We start from the raw sequence: 19867 nt of genomic DNA on the forward strand, positions 1-19867 counted from the left end.
TCTCGCGTTAACCGGTTGCCTTGCCACGCTCGCCCTCCACCTGCACACTTGTGCATGGATCGCTATGGGCTGGAGGCATCGCCATGTCTGCGCGTAAGAAAACTGCTGTGATCATCATCCACGGTGTCGGCGAGCAGCGCCCGATGGACACGCTGTGGGGCTTCATAGACGCCGCTTGGTCGAACGATCCCGAGATGGTCGATCCGTATCAACGCGAGGTTTATTCCAAGCCCGGCGGCACGGAGAACAACCACGAACTGCGCCGAGTCACGACACGCGGCGACAGGCACACCGGGCGGAGCTTCGATTTCTACGAATATTACTGGGCGCATATGATGCTTGGCAACAGCGCGGGGGACATCTCGCGGTGGCTGATTTCTCTGTTCTGGAGGCCGAAAAGCACCCTTCCGCCGGAATATCGGCATTACTGGATCGCGGGCTGGGCCGCAGTCGCCGCCGCGATCGCCGCATATATCGCATGGCTGGTGCTTGCCCCGGATCTCGGTTGGGTCACGCCCATCGCTGGTCTGGTTTTCCCCGCCCTCGCGGCACTGCTGCTCAGCAAGATCGTCAATGTGGCCGGCGATGCAGCTCGATATCTCCGGGCTGAACCTCGCAATGTCGAGGCGCGCCAACGCATCCGAGCAGAAGGCATTGCCTTGGTCGAGCGATTGCAGGCGACCGGGCGATATGACCGGATTGTCATGGTCGGGCACAGCCTCGGATCGCTAGTGGCTTACGACATACTCACGCATATGTGGTCGGGGCTCGACAGTGCGAGACTGAAGCAGCAGCACAGCGGTTCGGACACACTGATGCAGACGCTTGATAGTGTGGAGAGTGCGGGAGCTGCGCTTTATTCGCCCAATAAGCGGGACGACACGCTTGCCGCGATCACACCTGCCGAAGGGCTCTGCGAAAAGCGCAGATCTTACCGCGACCGCCAGCGAGAGTATCGGCGCGAATTGGCCGCGCAAGAAGATCCGTTATGGCTCGTCAGCGATCTCGTCACACTGGGATCACCTCTCGGCAGGGCAAACGTACTGTTGGCCGATAGCGAAGAAAGTTTTGCCCGCCGCAAGGAACGCAGGGAATTCCCAAGCACCCCACCTGCTTTCGAGTATTGGGCAAAGGATGTGAAACAGTTCACCTATCCGCGCGCCGCGCCGCATAGAGTTCCGCATCACGCGGCGCCGTTCGCGCCGACCGTCTGGACCAACATCTATTTTCCAACCCGGTACCTGTTCGCTGGTGATCCGATCGCGGGACCGTGCGCGCCGCATTTCGGACCAGGCATCCTCGATGTCGAATTGCCCAACCAGGGAATGCGTTTTCAACATCTCGATTATTGGCACGAGGCGGACAGCCCGGCTGCGCAGGCTGCAATCGCGGCCCTGCGCAAGGCGTTAAATCTGCGCGATCTCGACGAAGGTGCAGAGGCTTCTGTTCAAGAGTGCGAACCTAGTGGGTTTGCATAGCGCTCCCAGAGCAACGGTCACTCGGTGATGTGAACGTGAGCCGCAGTGTAAGGAAGCTGGAAATAATCTAGCACTTCTCCCACGGCACGCCCGACGGGCCTTTTTGCATCGCGGAAAAACAACTCGCGCAAATTCAGGCCGAGGCCGACGAAAATATGCCGCTTCGGCCGAATTCCCGCCGCGCGGTCTTCCAGCAGGAAGTCATCTCCATGATAGCCAGCGTGAAGCTCAACGAAGCGAAACGGGCTGCGCTTAAAAGCTTCGAAACCTGCCAGTTTGAGCGCGAAGAAATAGCGCTGCTGCTGAAAATGCTCTTTGCCGCTGGTCGTGTAGATGTCGTCATTCGGCCTGATCATCAGGCGAAAATCGAGCTTCTGATCAAGACCTGGCACGCTGTTGCGCAGGATCGATAGCCCCGCGCCCGCCGTGTTCATGGCGAAGTCTTCCCATGACCATCCACTGGTCGGTTCGATTGCGTCGAACAGTTCGGTCCCCGCCATGATCCCCGACGCGAGAGCCGCCGCAGTGTACTGGATACCCGGCGCACCGCCCGTCTTGTGCTTGAGCCGCGCGTAAAGAATTTCGCTGACAACATAGGTCGAGTAGGTGTGAGCAAGCTTGTCGACACCGACATTATTCGTATTCACCCCGAACCAGCCTTCGCTCTGGAAGCTGGGCCATTGAGGGTCATCGAACAGCTTCGGTACATTGATCGCTGCGTAATAGGCTGCAACTGCGGCCAGTTCCCATTTGATGGTCGCAACGTCCTCACCGAACGAAGCATACGGTCTCATGGGCTTCGCATCCGGTTCTGCTATCTCTGTGTTTTCAGGACCGTAGAGTGTAACTGGACCGACTACCGATGCGCTGTTCGCGAATGTAAGAGATCCGATCGGGCGGATATCTGCCACGAGTGGGACATCCGCTATTCCTGACAGGCTCGGATCCGGCGCTAGGGCTGCGTCAAGTTGGGCAATGCTGATCGGCGGCACTTCGATAAGCACGCTATTCCGGGTGGAAGTATCGATTGAGACAGGGTTCGATTGCGACGCCGCAGGCACCGCGGAAAGCGCGAGAAGTCCCGCAAACAAGTATGTTACAACACGCGCCGTCTTACACATCACGGCTCGGCACTTTCATAAACTTCTTGCAACACATTGGACAACCCTCTCCCTCCGGTGTCGGTTATTGGATTGAAGCTGAACCAATCCCGAAGAGCCTCCCACAAGTCCCGCCGAACAATATTGCCTGTAGTTCAGCGAGTTAACGAAGCAGTAACGGCAGCCATATCCATAAGCAAACCGAGAGCCGGACAGCTTCGCGATCGGAACCGGACTGTTGCCTTGAAACTACTTCGCAAGTTGCCTTCGGAGCCAACTTGAAGATTTCGAAGCCATTCGGAGGAAAGGCAACAAAAAGGCCCCGCTGTTTGCCAGCGGGGCCTTTTGATCTTTATCCGATGTCTTCGGTGGTTGCGGGAGTTGGATTTGAACCAACGACCTTCAGGTTATGAGCCTGACGAGCTACCGGACTGCTCCATCCCGCGGCACCGTTGTGTCCGGCAAACCCAGCTCAGCGGACCTGAAGGTCGCTTGGCTTCGGAGAACCGGGTGCGCTTGCGGATCAACGATCCGCTCGGCGCGGCATCCCTGCATCGACGGCAGAGACGCCAAAAGGGCCAACCTGTAAGGTCAGCCCTTTGACTTATGAATGGGTTATCCCGCTCTCCCGACAAGCTGCAATGCCTGGCGACGACCTACTCTTCCATGCCTTGAGACATAGTACCATCGGCGCAGTCTGGTTTCACGGCCGAGTTCGAGATGGGATCGGGTGGGTCACAGACGCTATAGCCACCAAGCAATGAAGCTTGTCGGAAATGCGGGTTTAAATCGATGTGCAACCTTCAATCAGGGTGCAAATTTTACTTGGGCGTATCTGGCTGGAGAATTTCTCCAACGCCAGACCCATTCAGGCCTGTCGTTGATAGTGCGAACTCTCAAGCGCGATATGAACTATTAGGACTGGTTAGCTTCACGCATTACTGCGCTTCCACACCCAGCCTATCAACGTCATGGTCTATGACGGTTCGAAGATACCTAATCTTAAGGGAGGCTTCCCGCTTAGATGCTTTCAGCGGTTATCCCGTCCATACATAGCTACCCAGCGGCACGCCTGGCGGCATGACTGGTACACCAGAGGTATGTTCACCCCGGTCCTCTCGTACTAGGGGCAACTCCTTTCAAGTATCGACGCCCACGGCAGATAGGGACCAAACTGTCTCGCGACGTTCTGAACCCAGCTCACGTACCACTTTAATTGGCGAACAGCCAAACCCTTGGGACCTGCTCCAGCCCCAGGATGTGATGAGCCGACATCGAGGTGCCAAACGATTCCGTCGATATGAGCTCTTGGGAATCATCAGCCTGTTATCCCCGGCGTACCTTTTATCCGTTGAGCGATGGCCCTTCCACGAGGGACCACCGGATCACTATGACCGACTTTCGTCTCTGCTCGACTCGTCAGTCTCGCAGTCAGGCAGGCTTATGCCATTGCACTCTCGCAGCCGGTTTCCAACCGGCCTGAGCCTACCATCGCGCGCCTCCGTTACTCTTTAGGAGGCGACCGCCCCAGTCAAACTACCCGCCATAGAGGGTCCCTGATCCGGATAACGGATCTAGGTTAGACATCAGAAAACAACAGGGTGGTATTTCACAGGTTGGCTCCACTCGGACTGGCGCCCAAGTTTCAAAGCCTCCCACCTATTCTACACAGTTCTTTCCTAATGCCACTCTAAAGCTGCAGTAAAGGTGCACGGGGTCTTTCCGTCTAACCGCGGGTACTCCGCATCTTCACGGAGAATTCAATTTCGCTGAGCATATCCTGGAGACAGTGGGGAAGTCGTTACGCCATTCGTGCAGGTCGGAACTTACCCGACAAGGAATTTCGCTACCTTAGGACCGTTATAGTTACGGCCGCCGTTTACTGGGGCTTCAATTCGGAGCTTGCACTCCTCCTCTTAACCTTCCAGCACCGGGCAGGCGTCAGACCCTATACGTCGTCTTGAAGCCGACTTAGCAGAGTCCTGTGTTTTTGATAAACAGTCGCTACCCCCTGGCCTGTGCCCCCCGCTAAAAGTTGCCTTCTAACGGGGCCTCCTTCTTCCGAAGGTACGGAGGCAATTTGCCGAGTTCCTTCAGGATACTTCTCTCAAGCGCCTTGGTATACTCTACCTGACCACCTGTGTCGGTTTCGGGTACGGTCTATATGAAGAGGCTATTTCCTGGAACGACTTGGCAGCATGCCCAATCCAATTAGGACACACTACTTCCGCCATCCGTCACACATCTTCAGGCCCACGAATATTAACGTGGTTCCCATCGACTACCCCCTTCGGGCTCGTCTTAGGGGCCGGCTTACCCTGCTCCGATTAGCGTTGAGCAGGAACCCTTGGTCTTTCGGCGAGAGGGTATCTCACCCTCTTTATCGCTACTCATGTCAGCATTCGCACTTCCGATATGTCCACCGTCGGTTACCCTTCGGCTTCAACCACTTACGGAACGCTCCGCTACCGCTCATAGTAAACTATGAACCCTAAGCTTCGGTGCATTACTTTAGCCCCGTTACATCTTCGCCGCAGGAACCCTTATTTAGACCAGTGAGCTGTTACGCTTTCTTTAAAGGATGGCTGCTTCTAAGCCAACCTCCTGGTTGTTTTGGGATTCCCACATGCTTTCCCACTTAGTAATGACTTGGGGACCTTAGCTGTAGGTTAGGGCTGTTTCCCTTTTGACGACGGACCTTAGCACCCGCCGTCTGTCTGCCAGACAAGACTCGATGGTATTCGGAGTTTGGTTAGGTTTGGTACCGCTCGCGCAGCCCTAGCCCATCCAGTGCTCTACCCCCATCGGCATACATCTGACGCTCTACCTCAATAGATTTCGCGGAGAACCAGCTATTTCCCGGCTTGATTGGCCTTTCACCCCTAAACACAACTCATCCGATAATTTTTCAACATTAAACGGTTCGGTCCTCCAGTGCATGTTACTGCACCTTCAACCTGGTCATGCCTAGATCGCCGGGGTTCGGGTCTAATCCAACATACTCAGTCGCCCTATTCAGACTCGCTTTCGCTTCGCCTACACCTAACGGCTTAAGCTCGCATGCTAGATTAAGTCACTGACCCATTATGCAAGAGGTACGCTGTCACCCCCTATGGGGCTCCAACTGCTTGTAAGCATCCGGTTTCAGGTACTGTTTCACTCCCCTAATCGGGGTGCTTTTCACCTTTCCCTCACGGTACTGTGTTCGCTATCGGTCATGTACGAGTATTTAGGCTTGGAGGGTGGTCCCCCCATGTTCAGACAGGATTTCACGTGTCCCGCCCTACTCAAGTCCTTTTCTAATCTTTTCGCATACGGGGCTGTCACCCGCTATGGCCACACTTTCCAGAGTGTTCTGCTAATAATAGAAAAGGCACTGGCCTGGTCCCGGTTCGCTCGCCACTACTACGGGAATCTCGGTTGATGTCTTTTCCTCCGGGTACTGAGATGTTTCAGTTCCCCGGGTTTGCTTCACCAAAGCTATATATTCACTAAGGTGATACCTTATCCACCTCTCTCAACCTCTCCGAAGAGAGAATGAAAGAAATGGTGAAGGTGGGTTTCCCCATTCGGAAATCGCCGGATCAAAGATTGCTCACATCTCCCCGACGCTTATCGCAGCGTGCCACGTCCTTCTTCGCCTGTACATGCCAAGGCATCCACCAAATGCTCTTACCTCACGCTTGAGAATCCACACCATCAACGACAGGTCTGCATAAAGTCCTGTTCGTCTTCACGATGGTGAGGAGAAATTATCTCAGCCAGATAATCAATTTGATTGATTTTGTGATGGTATGCGCCGCCATAGATCGCAGGCCCGAAGGTCTGCACCTTTGCGACGATACCGCCACGGCATCGATTTAAAAACCCATTCACAATGTCAAATGTCGGCGGCAATTCCGCCTGACCCGCCGAAGCGGGATCTGCTTTCTTTTCATCCTGGAGTATTGTTTGTCTGGTGGAGCCTATCGGGATCGAACCGATGACCCCCTGCTTGCAAAGCAGGTGCTCTCCCAGCTGAGCTAAGGCCCCTAAAGACCAGACAATAACTGGTAGGTCCGAGTGGATTTGAACCACCGACCTCACCCTTATCAGGGGTGCGCTCTAACCAACTGAGCTACGGACCTACACCGCCTCGAGCGGACTTGTGACCGCGAGGGGCGTGAGCCGGCTCAGGCATTTGCACCACGCACAGCTTTACAGCTGCCCGTGGGCAATCTCCAGTGATGAAAGGACATGAGGACGACGGCAATGTTCTTTGAAAATCCGCGAAGCACTTCCGATGGCTAGCATCGGCGCTTTCGTGGAAATCCTTAGAAAGGAGGTGATCCAGCCGCAGGTTCCCCTACGGCTACCTTGTTACGACTTCACCCCAGTCGCTGATCCCACCGTGGCTAGCTGCCTCCTAAAAGGTTAGCGCACTATCTTCGGGTGAAACCAACTCCCATGGTGTGACGGGCGGTGTGTACAAGGCCTGGGAACGTATTCACCGCGGCATGCTGATCCGCGATTACTAGCGATTCCGCCTTCATGCTCTCGAGTTGCAGAGAACAATCCGAACTGAGACATCTTTTGGAGATTAGCTCACACTTGCGTGATAGCTGCCCACTGTAGATGCCATTGTAGCACGTGTGTAGCCCAGCCTGTAAGGGCCATGAGGACTTGACGTCATCCCCACCTTCCTCCGGCTTATCACCGGCAGTTTCCTTAAAGTGCCCAACTAAATGATGGCAACTAAGGATGAGGGTTGCGCTCGTTGCGGGACTTAACCCAACATCTCACGACACGAGCTGACGACAGCCATGCAGCACCTGTCACTAGGTCCCCGAAGGGAAGGAATCTGTCTCCAGAAACCGTCCTAGGATGTCAAAGGCTGGTAAGGTTCTGCGCGTTGCTTCGAATTAAACCACATGCTCCACCGCTTGTGCAGGCCCCCGTCAATTCCTTTGAGTTTTAATCTTGCGACCGTACTCCCCAGGCGGATAACTTAATGCGTTAGCTGCGCCACCCAAGCTCTATGAGCCCGGACAGCTAGTTATCATCGTTTACGGCGTGGACTACCAGGGTATCTAATCCTGTTTGCTCCCCACGCTTTCGCACCTCAGCGTCAATAACTGTCCAGTGAGTCGCCTTCGCCACTGGTGTTCTTCCGAATATCTACGAATTTCACCTCTACACTCGGAATTCCACTCACCTCTCCAGTATTCTAGTTACCTAGTTTCAAGGGCAGTTCCGGAGTTGAGCTCCGGGATTTCACCCCTGACTTGGATAACCGCCTACGCGCGCTTTACGCCCAGTAATTCCGAACAACGCTAGCTCCCTCCGTATTACCGCGGCTGCTGGCACGGAGTTAGCCGGAGCTTATTCTCTAGGTACTGTCATTATCATCCCTAGTAAAAGAGCTTTACAACCCTAAGGCCTTCATCACTCACGCGGCATTGCTGGATCAGGGTTTCCCCCATTGTCCAATATTCCCCACTGCTGCCTCCCGTAGGAGTCTGGGCCGTGTCTCAGTCCCAGTGTGGCTGATCATCCTCTCAGACCAGCTATAGATCGTCGACTTGGTAGGCCGTTACCCCACCAACTATCTAATCTAACGCGGGCCCATCTAAAGGCGATAAATCTTTGGTCCGAAGACATTATCCGGTATTAGCTCAAATTTCTCTGAGTTATTCCGAACCTAAAGGCAGGTTCCCACGCGTTACGCACCCGTGCGCCACTAACCCCGAAGGGTTCGTTCGACTTGCATGTGTTAGGCATGCCGCCAGCGTTCGTTCTGAGCCAGGATCAAACTCTCAAGTTTGTGTCACATACTAAACAGACACGGGGAAAACCCCGCTAACCCGCTTGGCATGAGCTTCAAGGAGCCGATAACCTGCTGTCAAACGTAATGGATACGAATGAACATGCATCATCAAAGCCGAGCGTGGTGCTCAGCAAGGATGTGGCAATCGGCTTCATTTAACCGGTTACTGGAGCCTTGAGGTCCCCAGACCGGGCGCCGTCGCCCACATGTCCCTTCATCAAAAACTAACAATGTCAAAGAGCCAACCAACATAAATTAGCGGACAGCTAGTGTTTCCCCGATTTACACCGGGGGACCGGCTATCCGATTATGTTGGCGACCGAGTGCTGCGAGCCGGTTGGAACCGTCATCGCCGCGTCGGTGGAGCCCATCTAGGCGGGGTCGGAGATTCGGTCAACGCCTTTTTGCAATTTTATTTCAAGTTGGCGTATTTTTCTCAGAATTCCGCGGTTTCCCGTCCGCAGGCACGTGATGAAAGTAGGAACTCTCGCTACCCTTTCAAGGCGCATTTACCATTGAGATCCGCTTAGCATGCCGATTCAGGCGGCGATTCCGATTCAGGCACTGCGAATCCGATAAGGCCGCTAGAATGAGAGGAGATGAGCCGTGCCGGCGCGGTTGCTGCGGTAGCTTCTCGACGAACGCATTTGGTCCCGGACAACAGGTCTGATAGCTTCCTCCGAACTTGGGAGAGGAATACACTACATGCCGAAACCTTGGCTCTTCGCCGTATTGCCGCTGTCGCTGATTGGGTCGGCAGGACTTGCCAACTCCGTCGAGCCTCCGATCGAGGCGCTGCAACAGCAATCGATTGCGCCCGACTTCAGCAATCCGGCAACCGAAACGCTCGAACTGGAAGAAGAACGAAACCGGCGGATGACCATCCCGGTAACGATCGAGGGCTCCGGTCCTTATAACTTCATGATCGACACGGGCAGCCAAGCGACGGCCGTCACGCACCACATAAACAAGAGCCTCGACCTCACGCATGTTGGGCGAGCGCAGCTCGTCGGGATGGCTAGCATTCGTCCCGTTGACGTCGTCGAAGTGAACAATCTCGTCGTCGGCACGCATACCATTCATAACATCTCGGCGCCGGTGCTGAACCGTGCCTATCTTGGTGCGGACGGGATCATCGGGCTCGACTCGCTCCAGGATTTCCGCGTGCTCATCGATTTCCGCAAAGACACGATTTCGCTGGAGGACATCACCAAGAAACATTCGCGCGCCGGGTTCGAGATTATCGTCAACGCACGGCAGAAACTTGGGCAATTGCTCATAACCGACGCGCTTGTCGAAGGTGTCCGCGCAACAGTGATTATCGATACTGGAGCGCAGGCGAGCCTCGCGAACAATGCCCTTCGGGAGAAGATTCGGACCAAGCGTTCGCAGGAAGTCCTGACGATGGACGTCAATGGCGTGGAGATGGTCGGCGACCTGTCCTTCGTGCGCACGCTCGATATTCACGGCCTCTCGCTCCAGAATGTGCCGCTTGCCTTTGCCGACGCGCCTGCGTTCGAAGCGCTGGGCCTGAAAGACAAGCCCGTGCTCTCGCTAGGCATGCAGCACCTCAAGATGTTCGACCGGGTTGCGATCGATTTCACCAATCAGCGTATATTGTTCGACGTCCCGCGTGATGTCGCCCGCGCCATGCGCCGCGTGAATCAGTCGAACTACTATAGTCCGATGCGGCGCTAAGGCTGTGGACCACTGCGACTGAGGCCGTTGTTTATCCCGGCCTCATTCGCGCCTGCCTTGCTTAACACCTGACGCGCGCCCACATGGGCGAGCGCAATGCCGCCCGATACCGCAACCTCCGATAGGCCGACGAGCCCGCCCGACGCCGAAGGCTGGGCAACGCTTAAGCGGTTCATCCCGTATCTCTGGCCGAAGGGTAATTGGCCGCTGCGCCGCAGGATCATCGCAGCTATGGTATTCGTGCTGGCGGCAAAGGGCGTCACGCTCGCACTGCCGTTCGCTTACAAGGGCGCAGCCGACGCGATGGCCGGTCCGGTTGGCGACGGAGCTTCGGTGGCGCTCGCGTTGGTCGCGGCATATGGCCTGGGACGATTCACTTCGGTTTTGTTCGACAATCTTCGCAATGTCGCGTTCGAGCGGGTCGGGCAGGTCGCCACGCTGAGTCTGGCACAAGATGTCTTTCACCGGCTCCACCGCCTTAGCCTCCGTTTCCATCTGACCCGGCGCACGGGTCAAGTGACCAAGATCATCGAACGTGGAACCAAGAGCATCGATTCCATGCTCTATTTCCTGCTCTTCAACATCGCCCCAACCGCCATCGAGCTGATTGCGGTCGGCGTCATTTTTTATCTCAATTTCGGATGGGAATTGGTCGCGGCCACCGCCCTTACCGTTGTTGTTTATATCGCTGTTACCCGCTGGATCACCGAATGGCGCACCAAGCTGCGCCGCGAAATGAACGATCTCGATGGTCAGGCGCTGCACCGCGCGGTTGATTCGCTCCTGAATTTCGAGACGGTGAAGTATTTCGGCGCGGAGAAGCGCGAGGAAGAACGGTATTCTGGTGCTGCGAAGGCATATGCAGAAGCCGCGATCAAATCAGAAAACTCGCTTGGCCTGCTCAACATCACCCAATCGCTCATCACCAACTCGCTGATGGCGGGCGCCATGGCGTATACCGTCTGGGGCTGGAGCCGCGGCGATCTGACCGTGGGCGATCTGGTGTTCGTGAACACCTATCTAATGCAGCTTTTCCGACCGCTTGACCTCCTAGGCTGGGTCTACCGCACGATCCGCCAAGGCCTTGTCGATATGGGCGAGATGTTCCACCTGATGGATACCGACGTCGAGGTGAAGGATGTGCCCGCCGCACCGGCGCTTCTCGTCAAGGAGCCGCATGTCGCCTTCGATAATGTGACATTCCAGTACGAAGACGGCCGGACGATCCTGAAGCGCTTGAGCTTCGAGGTGCCCGCCGGCTCCTCGCTCGCGATCGTCGGTCCTTCCGGTGCCGGCAAAAGCACAATCGGGCGACTGCTGTTTCGATTCTACGATCCGCAAGGCGGGCGCATTCTCATCGACGGGCAGGACATAGCGAAGGTCCGGCAGGAAAGCGTGCGCGCGGCGATCGGCATCGTCCCGCAGGACAGCGTGCTGTTCAACGACACCCTCGCCTACAACATCGCCTACGGCGCCGAAGGTGCCGACGATGAAGTGGTGGCGCAGGCCGCCAGCGACGCGGCACTGATGCCATTGATCAAGCGCCTGCCCGATGGTTTCGACACGATGGTGGGCGAGCGCGGACTTAAACTGTCCGGCGGAGAGAAGCAGCGCGTCGCCATTGCAAGGACGCTCGTGAAAAACCCGCCGATCCTGTTGCTCGACGAGGCGACCAGCGCCCTCGATACGCGCACCGAGCAGGAAATCCTCGGAACCTTGAAGCGCCTTGAGCAGGGAAGAACGACGATCGCCATCGCGCACCGGCTTTCTACCGTGGCCGATGCGGACCGGATCATTGTGCTGGATGGCGGAGAGCTTGCCGAAAGCGGCACGCATGAGCAGTTGCTGGCCAAAGGCGGGCTCTACACCGAGATGTGGGCTCAACAGGCTGCCGAGCGCAGCAATGATGCGGAACCCGAAGCGGCGGAGTGATTTTCTCGCCCCACGCTGAGGGTGACGTCAATCCGCGCCGTCAGCCTCTGCGCTACCCACCGTCCTGCGCAAATCGGCAGAGGCAAGGTTCAGTTCGTGGGCCGGAATCACTTCGACATTGCCGCGCAGTTCCTGAAGGTCCTCGACAAAGTGCGATGCGTCACCCACAATCACAACGGTTGCCCTGCCAGGATCAATATAGGACTGCGCCGCTGCGCTCGCCGCGTCGGAACCAACCTCGTCGAGCCGCTCTGCGAGCTTTACTGCCTCAACGGGCTCCAGCCCCTGTTGGAGCAATCCTGCCACAATCGTGTTGAAGCCGCCGCTGGTTTCCAGGGCGCGGGCATAGCGCCCCGCTAAGTAAAGCCGCCGCTTCGCCAGCAGATCGTCGGCAAGAGGCTCGCTTCCAAGCCGGTCGAATTCGTGCAGCAGGATTTGCACGACTTCATCTGCCGTTTCGTTCTTCGTCTGCGCACTCGCTGCGAGGATCGAATCGTCCGCGCGATCGGCCAAGCTCGAATAGGCACCGTAGCTCAGCGAGCGTTTGGTCCGGATCTCTTCGAACAGGCGCCCGCTCGATCCCCCGCCCAAAATACTATTGGCAAGTTCCAGCGGATAGTAATCGGCATCATTTCGCGATGGCGCGCGCACGGCCGCGACCACCGAAGCCTGCCCCGCATCGGGCATGTCGACGACTATCGTGCGAACCGGTTGGGTTTCGCCTGCGGCTTCCTTCGGAATTTCTCCGACTGCCGAGGAGACGGTCCAATCTCCAAACATGTCTTCGGCAAGGGCGATGGCCGCCTCCGGCGAAATTCCGCCGCTGGCGACGATCTGCATGGTTTCAGGATGGAAATAGGCCTCACGGTGGGCGAGCAGGTCCTCACGCGTGATGGCAGAAAGCGATTCGGCCGTCCCATCGGGCAGGGTTCCGTAAGGCGCAGCGCCGTACATCGCGACCCTCGCGATATAGCGAGAGAGGCTGCCCGGCTCTTTCATCGACACCTGAAGGCCGTTTGCAGCCCGATCACGTTCCCGTGCGAACTCGTCTTGCGGATATGTCGCGCCGCGCACGATTGCTGCCGCAAGCGCTGCGGCCTCATCCATATTCGAAACCGGTGCTGTCAGGTTGAATGTCGTTCCATCGCTGCTGGCTGTTCCCCCGAAGGTCGCGCCCAGGCTTTCAAACTTGGCCGCAATCGCTTGGGCATCCATATCAGCCACCCCCTTTTCCGCGAGCGCAGCGGCGAGCTGAGCGATCCCGGCCTTGGCGCGTGGATCGGTCTTGCTTCCTCCCGGTACGAGCATGGAGATGGTTGCGATGGGCACATCACCGGTCTGAACCGCAACGACGCGAATCCCGTTCGACAAAGTGCCTTCCACAATTTCGGGCGCTGCAATGTCAGGTGTTGCTCTCGGCCCGGGGGGCATCATGCGTTCCCCTTCGGATTTCACCTGACGGATTTCACCGGTCGCATCTGGGAGTGTCCTGAATTCCGGCAAGGGAACCGGATTGGCGTAGCGCGCAGGATCGTCCTCGCCTTCGGTATAGGTGATGCTGACACGTTTCTGCGGATCGAGATATTTGGCGGCCACGCGCATAACATCTTCGGCGGTGACATGAGTAATCTGGGCAAGGCGGCGGTCGGCAAAGTCCGGATCGCCCGAAGACGCGAGCGCCTCGCCCAGTTCGAACGCGCGCCCACGTGCGGTTTCACGGCGGCGAAGCGTGGCCGCAACGATTTCGCTCTTGGCCTCCGCAAGTTCGGCAGGGGTCACTGGTTGTGCGCGCAGGCGCTCAATCTCGGCATCAAGCGTCGCACCGGCAGGTGCCAAGGCGTCCTGCCCCGCGACGACGGCATAGGCGGAAATCTGCCCGGCCTCCCGAAACAGCAAGACACTGGCCGCGACCTGCACCGCCTGACCGCTTCGCACCAATGCGTTGTCGAGCCTGCTGTTGTCACCGCGTGAAAGGATCGCTTCGAGTACCTCGAGCGCCGCCGCATCGGGATCGGTGATAGGCGGTGCTTTCCAGACTGCGCCGACTACTGGAAGCGGTACGTTCGGAGCAGTCGCGCTCACGGCACGTGGACCGGTAGCTTCCGGCTCGCGCGTCTTGATCGTAATCTCGACCGGGTTCGCGCGGGGCGGGATGTCGCCAAAATACTCGCTGACCAAGTCGCGCAGGCGTTGAATCTCGAAGTTGCCTGCGACGATCAGGGTTGCGGTATCGGGTCCGTAATACGCCTCGTAAAAGGCCCGCGCATCGTCGAGCGTCGCGCTATCGAGGTCTTCGATCGATCCGATTCCGGGCCGGCGATGAGGCATCACATCGTAAGCGTTTTCGGCCAGGACAAAGCGCTGCAACCGGCCATACGGCGGGGCAAGCACACGTTGGCGCAATTCCTCTTTGACGACACCGCGCTCGGTTTCGAAGACTTCCTCGTCCACCACGACTTTCGCCATGCGTTCACGGTGCGTCCACAGCATCGTTTCGAGATACGCCGCCGGCACCTGCTCGTAATAATTGGTGCGATCGATCCAGTTGGATGCGTTTCGCGTGCCGCCAATATCGGCGGTCAGGCCATAGATCATGTTGTAGGGCATGTTCTCGGTCTTGCGGCTCAGGATGTGTTCGAAGAGATGCGCGAAGCCGCTGCGCCCCTCGGGGTCGAGCTTCGATCCGATGTCGTACCAGAGCGACGTGGTGACCGTGCTGGTGCTCTCGTCAGGAATAGCGACCACGCGCAGGCCGTTGGCCAGCGTCCACATTGAGTATTTGATCGCAGGAACAGAAAGCTGCGCGTCTGCGTCTGTTGGATGGCCCTCTTTACCGTGACCCAAGACAGGTGCAGTCGCAACGAAAGCGGCGGCGGCAGCGCCGACCAGCATGGATTTCCTGATCACGATGTAGAGTCCCCGTTAAAGTTCTGCCTCGACCTTAAAGCGGCCAGGCGCAATTTGCTCAAGGATTTATGGCAGCGTGACCTGCCAAACGCCGAAATTCATCGACGCGCGGCTTCGCAGAGTCTCTGGAGAATTGCGATCGCCTCACCGCGTCTCTGCCAAGGGACGAACAGATAGTCGTGGTGAAACGCTGCAACGACATTGCAGGCGATTCCGGAGTCCGCGAGCGCACTCGCCACAGAAGCGGTCAGGCCCGTGGCCTCGAGATCCGATCTGACCTGCAACGTAATCCGCGCGAACCGAGGACCACTCTCCCCCGCCCGATCGGACGGAAGGATTACCGTTAATCCTTCGGCTTCCTTGATCGCTGCGAATGTCCCTGGAGGAGCCGCCCCGTCGCGGCTGATCACAAACTGCCAACTGTGGTCATCGAATAAATCCGGCTCCAATTCCGCCAGCATATCCTGAAGATCGCTGACGGACCGGGTCATCAGAGGATATATTTCGAAAGATCGGTGTTGCCGGCCAATGTAGCGAGACGGTCTCGCACATATGCGGCGTCGATCGTGATCGTCTCGCCCATGTGCTCTTCCGCTTCGAAACTGATATCCTCGATCAGCTTTTCCATCACTGTCTGCAGACGCCGGGCGCCGATATTCTCAACGCTTTCGTTCACCGTGGCGGCGATCTTGGCGACTTCTTGAACAGCATCTTCGGTGAAGACCAGTTCGACCTTCTCCGTCCCGATCAGCGCACGATATTGCTCAACCAGATTGGCGCGTGTTTCCGAAAGGATGCGAACGAAATCTTCTTCAGTCAGCGCGCGCAGCTCGACCCGGATCGGCAGCCGCCCCTGAAGCTCCGGCAGCATATCGGAGGGCTTCGCGACATGGAATGCACCGCTCGCGATAAACAGCACATGATCCGTTTTCATCGGGCCATACTTGGTACTTACAGTCGTGCCTTCGATGAGTGGCAGCAGATCCCGCTGGACACCCTCCCGGCTGACCGAGCCGCCACGCACATCGCTGACCGCAATCTTGTCGATTTCGTCGAGAAACACGATGCCGTTCGTCTCTGCGTTTGCGAGCGCGACGCGCGCAACGTCGTCCTGATCCATCCGTTTTTCGGCTTCCTCATCGACCAGCTTGTCCCACGCCTCGGGCACGCGCAGCTTACGCCGTTTGGTCGGGGCCTTGCCCATCGCCTTGCCGAGCATGTCGCTGAGGTCGATCATGCCCATGTTGCCGCCCGCACCGCCCATATCGAACGGCATGGAAGGCGCCTCGGTGACTTCGATCTCGACTTCGGTTTCGTTCATTGAATTGTCGGTAATCCGCTGACGAAAGCTTTCGCGCGTGGCTTCGCTTGCATTCTGGCCGACCAGCGCATCAAGCAGCCGTTCCATCGCAGCCTCGCTCGCCGCTTCGCGTACAGCCTCGCGCCGACGATCTTTTTCCAGCCGGATCGCCTCTTCGACCAGATCGCGGGCGATCTGTTCGACGTCTCGGCCGACATAGCCGACCTCGGTGAACTTGGTCGCCTCGATCTTGACGAAGGGAGCTTCGGCCAGCTTGGCAAGGCGGCGGCTGATTTCGGTCTTACCGCAGCCGGTCGGACCGATCATCAGGATGTTTTTCGGCGTGACCTCATCACGCAAATCCGCGCCGAGCCGTTGGCGACGCCAGCGATTGCGGAGCGCCACGGCCACCGCGCGCTTGGCATCTTTCTGCCCGATGATGTGTTCGTCGAGTGCGGCGACAATCGCCTTTGGAGTGAGGTTGTCGATCATGAAATACTGAAATCCTGGAAAAGCCGGCTTAGACGGTTTCGAGCGTGACGTTACCGTTGGTGAAGACGCATATCTCAGCCGCGACACCCATCGCCTTTCGCGCAATCTGTTCTGCGTCGTCTTCGTACTGCGCGACTGCACGAGCAGCAGCGAGCGCGTAGTTTCCGCCCGATCCGATTGCAGCAATTCCGCCTTCCGGTTCGAGCACATCGCCGTTTCCGGTCAGCACGAGCAGACTTTCAGCGTCGGCTACGATCATCAGCGCCTCGAGATTGCGGAGGTACTTGTCGGTCCGCCAATCCTTGGCGAGCTCGACTGCTGCGCGCATAAGTTGGCCGGAATACTGCTCCAGCTTCGTTTCGAGCCGCTCGAAAAGGGTGAAGGCATCGGCAGTTGCCCCAGCAAAACCGGCGACGACCTTTTCGCCTTCTCCAATACGGCGCACTTTGCGCGCATTGGGTTTCATCACGGTGTTTCCCATGGAAACCTGCCCGTCGCCTGCGATTACGGTTTTGCCTCCACGCTTCACGCCGACGATGGTAGTACCGTGCCACTGGATAAGGCCGTGGCTCGCCTGATCGTTGTTCATGCGCCGAGATATGGGCGCTCAAACAACAGGATCAAGCAGGTTGCTGCTCAACCGCCCGGACCTCCGCCGCCAGCACCGACCCCGCCCACCTGGCCGATATTGCCGAACAGATCTTCCAAGAAGCCACGCTCACGGCCCAGGGTTGGCGTCTTGTCGCCATCGGGCTGGAGAAATACGACATCATCGATCCCGCTATTGTCGACATTTGCGACATTGCCAGATTCGTCGAATTGCACCGCGAGAACCGAGTGAGTCTGGATACGCGGGCGCACGAACGGTTTGCGGCCCGTCACGCTCGAAACGTAATACCATGTCGGTTCGCCATATTGGCTGGTGAAAGTCGGACGTCCCAATGTCCCTTCGACAGAGCGCTGGTTGTCGATGCCGGGCTGGATCGTCTGGACCAAAATCGGATCGATGACATACCCGCGCGATTCGCGGATCGAAGAACACGCACCGAGCGCCAAGGCAGCGCCTGCAATCAACGCGGCCCTGCCGCTGCGACCATGCATCCAATCAAAAACTCGAATTCGTTGAGCCATCGTCTCGATCAATTCCTGTCTGCTCTGTCATTGCCGCTTCGTGGCGGCTTCCTATATCGGCTTGAAAGGCCCTTAAGGCGAAGCCAGCGGCCTTGCAATGTCCACCGGCGCGCTGGATTGGGATGAAGCGGTTGAATTGCGCCTGAATGCGTCGACGCACATGGTGCTCTCATCCGATGTTCGGAACGTCCGCCCGCGCTCCGGGTTGCCGAGACTGTATGAACAAATCGGTGTGCTTAAGGTTCAAGCGCACCTAGATCGAAAGAAACTGCCCTCAATGTCCTTCTTCTCCCGCATGCTTGGCACCGCACCAGACCCGCGCGAAGGTGTGCGTCCCCTGTGGCACCGCGTTGTCGAGCTGGCGCGGGAGCCATCTTTCTATAGCGATTGCCACGTCGCCGATACCGTTGCCGGGCGCTTCGATCTCATTACGGCCATCCTCTGCACTGTCATGGTCCGTGTCGAAGCTTCCGATATGCGCGCCGAAAGTGCCCTGCTGGCCGAGCTTTTCGTCGAGGACATGGATGGGCAGCTGCGTGAACTCGGCATCAACGACGTGGTCGTCGGCAAGCATGTTGGAAAGTTGATGAGTGTGCTCGGCGGCAGGCTTGGCGCGTATCGCAGCGCCCTGACCGACAACGACCGCGAAAAGCTTGAAGCGGCCATCGGCCGTAACGTGACGTTCGCCGATGGCGCAGACGACGAAGCAGCGGCGCGCTGTGTTGCGGGCAAGCTCCTGGCGTTGTCAGAGCGGCTTGGCCGGTACAGCGATGAGGAGATACTGAAAGCGAGCGGTATCTGGTGATGGCGTCGGAACTGACTTACTTCGTCAAGTCACGCCCCCTTCCCGCCGATCCGGTAATGATTACGGCGAACGAAGACGAGCGCAAAGCGCTAGCCGAGCGGTTCGGCCTCGCTTCGGTGGAACGGCTCCACGCCGAAATCCAGCTGGAGGACAAAGGGAAGGCCGTACGCGCCACTGGCCAGGTTACGGCGGAAATCATGCAGACCTGCGCCGTTTCACTCGAAGATTTTCGCGTCAAGATTTCGGATCCGCTCGATCTCCGCTTCATCCCCGAAGGCAGCTCGGAATATGAGGAGGGCGGGGAGATCGAGATCGAAGCCGACGATTGCGACGAGATCGAGTATGAAGGCGACATGTTCGATCTAGGCGAAGCGGTCGCGCAGACACTCGGCCTTGCCATCGATCCTTACGCGGAAGGCCCGAACGCCGATGCTGCGCGTAAGGAAGCGGGTGTCGTCGAAGAAGGCCAGCAAGATGGTCCCCTCGCAGATGCTTTGGCCGCGCTGAAGAAAACCTGATTTCGAAGCGGCACAATAAAGGCCCCGCAAGTCACCTTGCGAGGCCGGATTCTTAAACTGGTAAAAGCAGCGTTCGATCAGAACGGAATGTCGTCGTCGAGGTCGTCGTATCTGCCGCCCTGGCCGCCGCTTGAGCTGCCGCCGGAGCCGCCTCCACCCTGATTCCAGCCGCCACCGCCGCTGCCTTGGGCTCCGCCGCCCTGATTGCCGCCGCTATAGCCGCCTCCACCACCAGCGCCAGCGCCGCCGGCGCCGTCGAGCATGGTCAGCGTGCCATCGAAACCGCGCAGCACAACTTCGGTTGAGTAGCGATCCTGGCCATTCTGGTCCTGCCACTTGCGCGTCTGAAGCTTGCCTTCGATGAAGACTTTCGAACCCTTCTTCAGAAACCGCTCGACGACGTTGACAAGACCTTCGGAAAAGATCGCGACCGTGTGCCACTCGGTGCGTTCCTGACGCTCTCCGGTGTTTCGATCCTTCCATGTTTCACTCGTGGCGATCCGCAAATTTGCGACCTTGCCGCCGTTCTGGAAGCTGCGAATTTCGGGGTCCGCCCCGAGATTGCCAATCAGCATGACCTTGTTAAGCGAACCCGCCATCGAAATATCCTCTTCATCATCACCGTGGCGCAGATCGTCCTGCGCGATTCTCTGAGGAGTAATAGGGCAGCATGGCGGGGAGCGCGACAGGCGCGCACCGT

General features: G+C 57.7%; 12 protein-coding genes, 3 tRNA genes and 3 rRNA genes. 5 read left to right on the plus strand and 13 right to left on the minus strand.

Annotated elements, in window-relative coordinates; translation table 11 throughout:
* The first annotated feature begins 83 nt into the window (after nucleotides 1–83).
* On the plus strand, nucleotides 84–1478 hold the full coding sequence (locus tag KCG45_RS02495) for a hypothetical protein (protein WP_218315554.1): 1395 nt from the start codon (nucleotides 84–86) through the stop codon (nucleotides 1476–1478).
* 17 nt (nucleotides 1479–1495) lie between these two features.
* On the opposite strand, the gene KCG45_RS02500 is transcribed toward KCG45_RS02495, so the two are convergent.
* From KCG45_RS02500 to KCG45_RS02530, 7 genes are all read right to left on the minus strand, one after another.
* Nucleotides 1496–2272, minus strand: a complete 777-nt coding sequence (locus tag KCG45_RS02500) for a DUF2279 domain-containing protein (protein WP_218315555.1) — start codon at nucleotides 2270–2272, stop codon at nucleotides 1496–1498.
* A gap of 675 nt (nucleotides 2273–2947) precedes the next feature.
* Nucleotides 2948–3024, minus strand: a tRNA-Met gene (locus tag KCG45_RS02505).
* Between the two features lie 197 nt (nucleotides 3025–3221).
* Nucleotides 3222–3336: ribosomal RNA gene (gene rrf / locus KCG45_RS02510) — 5S ribosomal RNA — on the minus strand.
* Between the two features lie 137 nt (nucleotides 3337–3473).
* Nucleotides 3474–6264, minus strand: a 23S ribosomal RNA gene (locus KCG45_RS02515).
* Between the two features lie 270 nt (nucleotides 6265–6534).
* Nucleotides 6535–6610 (minus strand) — tRNA-Ala (locus tag KCG45_RS02520).
* Between the two features lie 18 nt (nucleotides 6611–6628).
* Nucleotides 6629–6705, minus strand: a tRNA-Ile gene (locus KCG45_RS02525).
* Between the two features lie 190 nt (nucleotides 6706–6895).
* Nucleotides 6896–8381, minus strand: a 16S ribosomal RNA gene (locus KCG45_RS02530).
* The 16S, 23S and 5S rRNA genes sit together here with 3 tRNA genes alongside, the layout of an rRNA operon.
* A gap of 708 nt (nucleotides 8382–9089) precedes the next feature.
* Here KCG45_RS02530 and KCG45_RS02535 point away from each other — a divergent pair.
* Nucleotides 9090–10082, plus strand: coding sequence for an aspartyl protease family protein (locus KCG45_RS02535; protein WP_218315556.1), 993 nt, complete (start codon nucleotides 9090–9092; stop codon nucleotides 10080–10082).
* Between the two features lie 96 nt (nucleotides 10083–10178).
* Nucleotides 10179–12014, plus strand: a complete 1836-nt coding sequence (locus KCG45_RS02540; protein ID WP_218315557.1) for an ABCB family ABC transporter ATP-binding protein/permease — start codon at nucleotides 10179–10181, stop codon at nucleotides 12012–12014.
* 27 nt (nucleotides 12015–12041) lie between these two features.
* Here the strand turns inward: KCG45_RS02540 and KCG45_RS02545 are convergent, their stop codons facing one another.
* The 5 genes from KCG45_RS02545 to KCG45_RS02565 form a co-directional block, all read right to left on the minus strand.
* The gene (locus tag KCG45_RS02545; protein WP_255547913.1) at nucleotides 12042–14906 is read right to left on the minus strand and encodes a M16 family metallopeptidase; all 2865 of its coding nucleotides are present in this window, start codon (nucleotides 14904–14906) and stop codon (nucleotides 12042–12044) included.
* 113 nt (nucleotides 14907–15019) lie between these two features.
* Complete coding sequence (locus KCG45_RS02550) at nucleotides 15020–15412, minus strand: ACT domain-containing protein (protein ID WP_218315559.1); 393 nt, start codon at nucleotides 15410–15412, stop codon at nucleotides 15020–15022.
* Nucleotides 15412–16713, minus strand: coding sequence for an ATP-dependent protease ATPase subunit HslU (gene hslU, locus KCG45_RS02555; protein ID WP_218315560.1), 1302 nt, complete (start codon nucleotides 16711–16713; stop codon nucleotides 15412–15414). The genes KCG45_RS02550 and hslU overlap by 1 nt, the downstream gene beginning before the upstream one ends.
* Before the next feature lie 28 nt (nucleotides 16714–16741).
* A complete protein-coding gene (gene hslV, locus KCG45_RS02560) occupies nucleotides 16742–17302 on the minus strand; it encodes an ATP-dependent protease subunit HslV (protein WP_218315561.1) in 561 nt (186 codons plus the stop codon).
* 47 nt (nucleotides 17303–17349) lie between these two features.
* Entirely contained in the window at nucleotides 17350–17844 is a 495-nt protein-coding gene (locus KCG45_RS02565) for an outer membrane protein assembly factor BamE (protein WP_439648896.1), read from the minus strand.
* 277 nt (nucleotides 17845–18121) lie between these two features.
* Here KCG45_RS02565 and KCG45_RS02570 point away from each other — a divergent pair, with 277 nt between their 5' ends.
* Complete coding sequence (locus KCG45_RS02570; protein ID WP_218315562.1) at nucleotides 18122–18649, plus strand: ubiquinol-cytochrome C chaperone family protein; 528 nt, start codon at nucleotides 18122–18124, stop codon at nucleotides 18647–18649.
* A complete protein-coding gene (locus KCG45_RS02575; protein ID WP_218316368.1) occupies nucleotides 18649–19167 on the plus strand; it encodes a YceD family protein in 519 nt (172 codons plus the stop codon). Before KCG45_RS02570 ends, KCG45_RS02575 begins: the two co-directional genes overlap by 1 nt.
* A 77-nt stretch (nucleotides 19168–19244) precedes the next feature.
* Here KCG45_RS02575 and ssb read toward each other — a convergent pair whose 3' ends face one another.
* The gene (gene ssb / locus KCG45_RS02580; RefSeq protein ID WP_218315563.1) at nucleotides 19245–19766 is read right to left on the minus strand and encodes a single-stranded DNA-binding protein; all 522 of its coding nucleotides are present in this window, start codon (nucleotides 19764–19766) and stop codon (nucleotides 19245–19247) included.
* Nucleotides 19767–19867: the final 101 nt, after the last annotated feature.

Source organism: Erythrobacter ani (genome assembly GCF_019204025.1).
GTDB lineage: Bacteria > Pseudomonadota > Alphaproteobacteria > Sphingomonadales > Sphingomonadaceae > Erythrobacter > Erythrobacter ani.

Bases quoted from the DNA above. Each gene is read 5' to 3' on its own strand.
- KCG45_RS02495 (WP_218315554.1), top strand. From the start codon at position 84: ATGTCTGCGCGTAAGAAAACTGCTGTGATCATCATCCACGGTGTCGGC.
- KCG45_RS02500 (WP_218315555.1), bottom strand. From the start codon at position 2,272: ATGAGACCGTATGCTTCGTTCGGTGAGGACGTTGCGACCATCAAATGG.
- KCG45_RS02535 (WP_218315556.1), top strand. From the start codon at position 9,090: ATGCCGAAACCTTGGCTCTTCGCCGTATTGCCGCTGTCGCTGATTGGG.
- KCG45_RS02540 (WP_218315557.1), top strand. From the start codon at position 10,179: ATGCCGCCCGATACCGCAACCTCCGATAGGCCGACGAGCCCGCCCGAC.
- KCG45_RS02545 (WP_255547913.1), bottom strand. From the start codon at position 14,906: ATGCTGGTCGGCGCTGCCGCCGCCGCTTTCGTTGCGACTGCACCTGTC.
- KCG45_RS02550 (WP_218315559.1), bottom strand. From the start codon at position 15,412: ATGACCCGGTCCGTCAGCGATCTTCAGGATATGCTGGCGGAATTGGAG.
- hslU (WP_218315560.1), bottom strand. From the start codon at position 16,713: ATGATCGACAACCTCACTCCAAAGGCGATTGTCGCCGCACTCGACGAA.
- hslV (WP_218315561.1), bottom strand. From the start codon at position 17,302: ATGAACAACGATCAGGCGAGCCACGGCCTTATCCAGTGGCACGGTACT.
- KCG45_RS02565 (WP_439648896.1), bottom strand. From the start codon at position 17,844: ATGGCTCAACGAATTCGAGTTTTTGATTGGATGCATGGTCGCAGCGGC.
- KCG45_RS02570 (WP_218315562.1), top strand. From the start codon at position 18,122: ATGTCCTTCTTCTCCCGCATGCTTGGCACCGCACCAGACCCGCGCGAA.
- KCG45_RS02575 (WP_218316368.1), top strand. From the start codon at position 18,649: ATGGCGTCGGAACTGACTTACTTCGTCAAGTCACGCCCCCTTCCCGCC.
- ssb (WP_218315563.1), bottom strand. From the start codon at position 19,766: ATGGCGGGTTCGCTTAACAAGGTCATGCTGATTGGCAATCTCGGGGCG.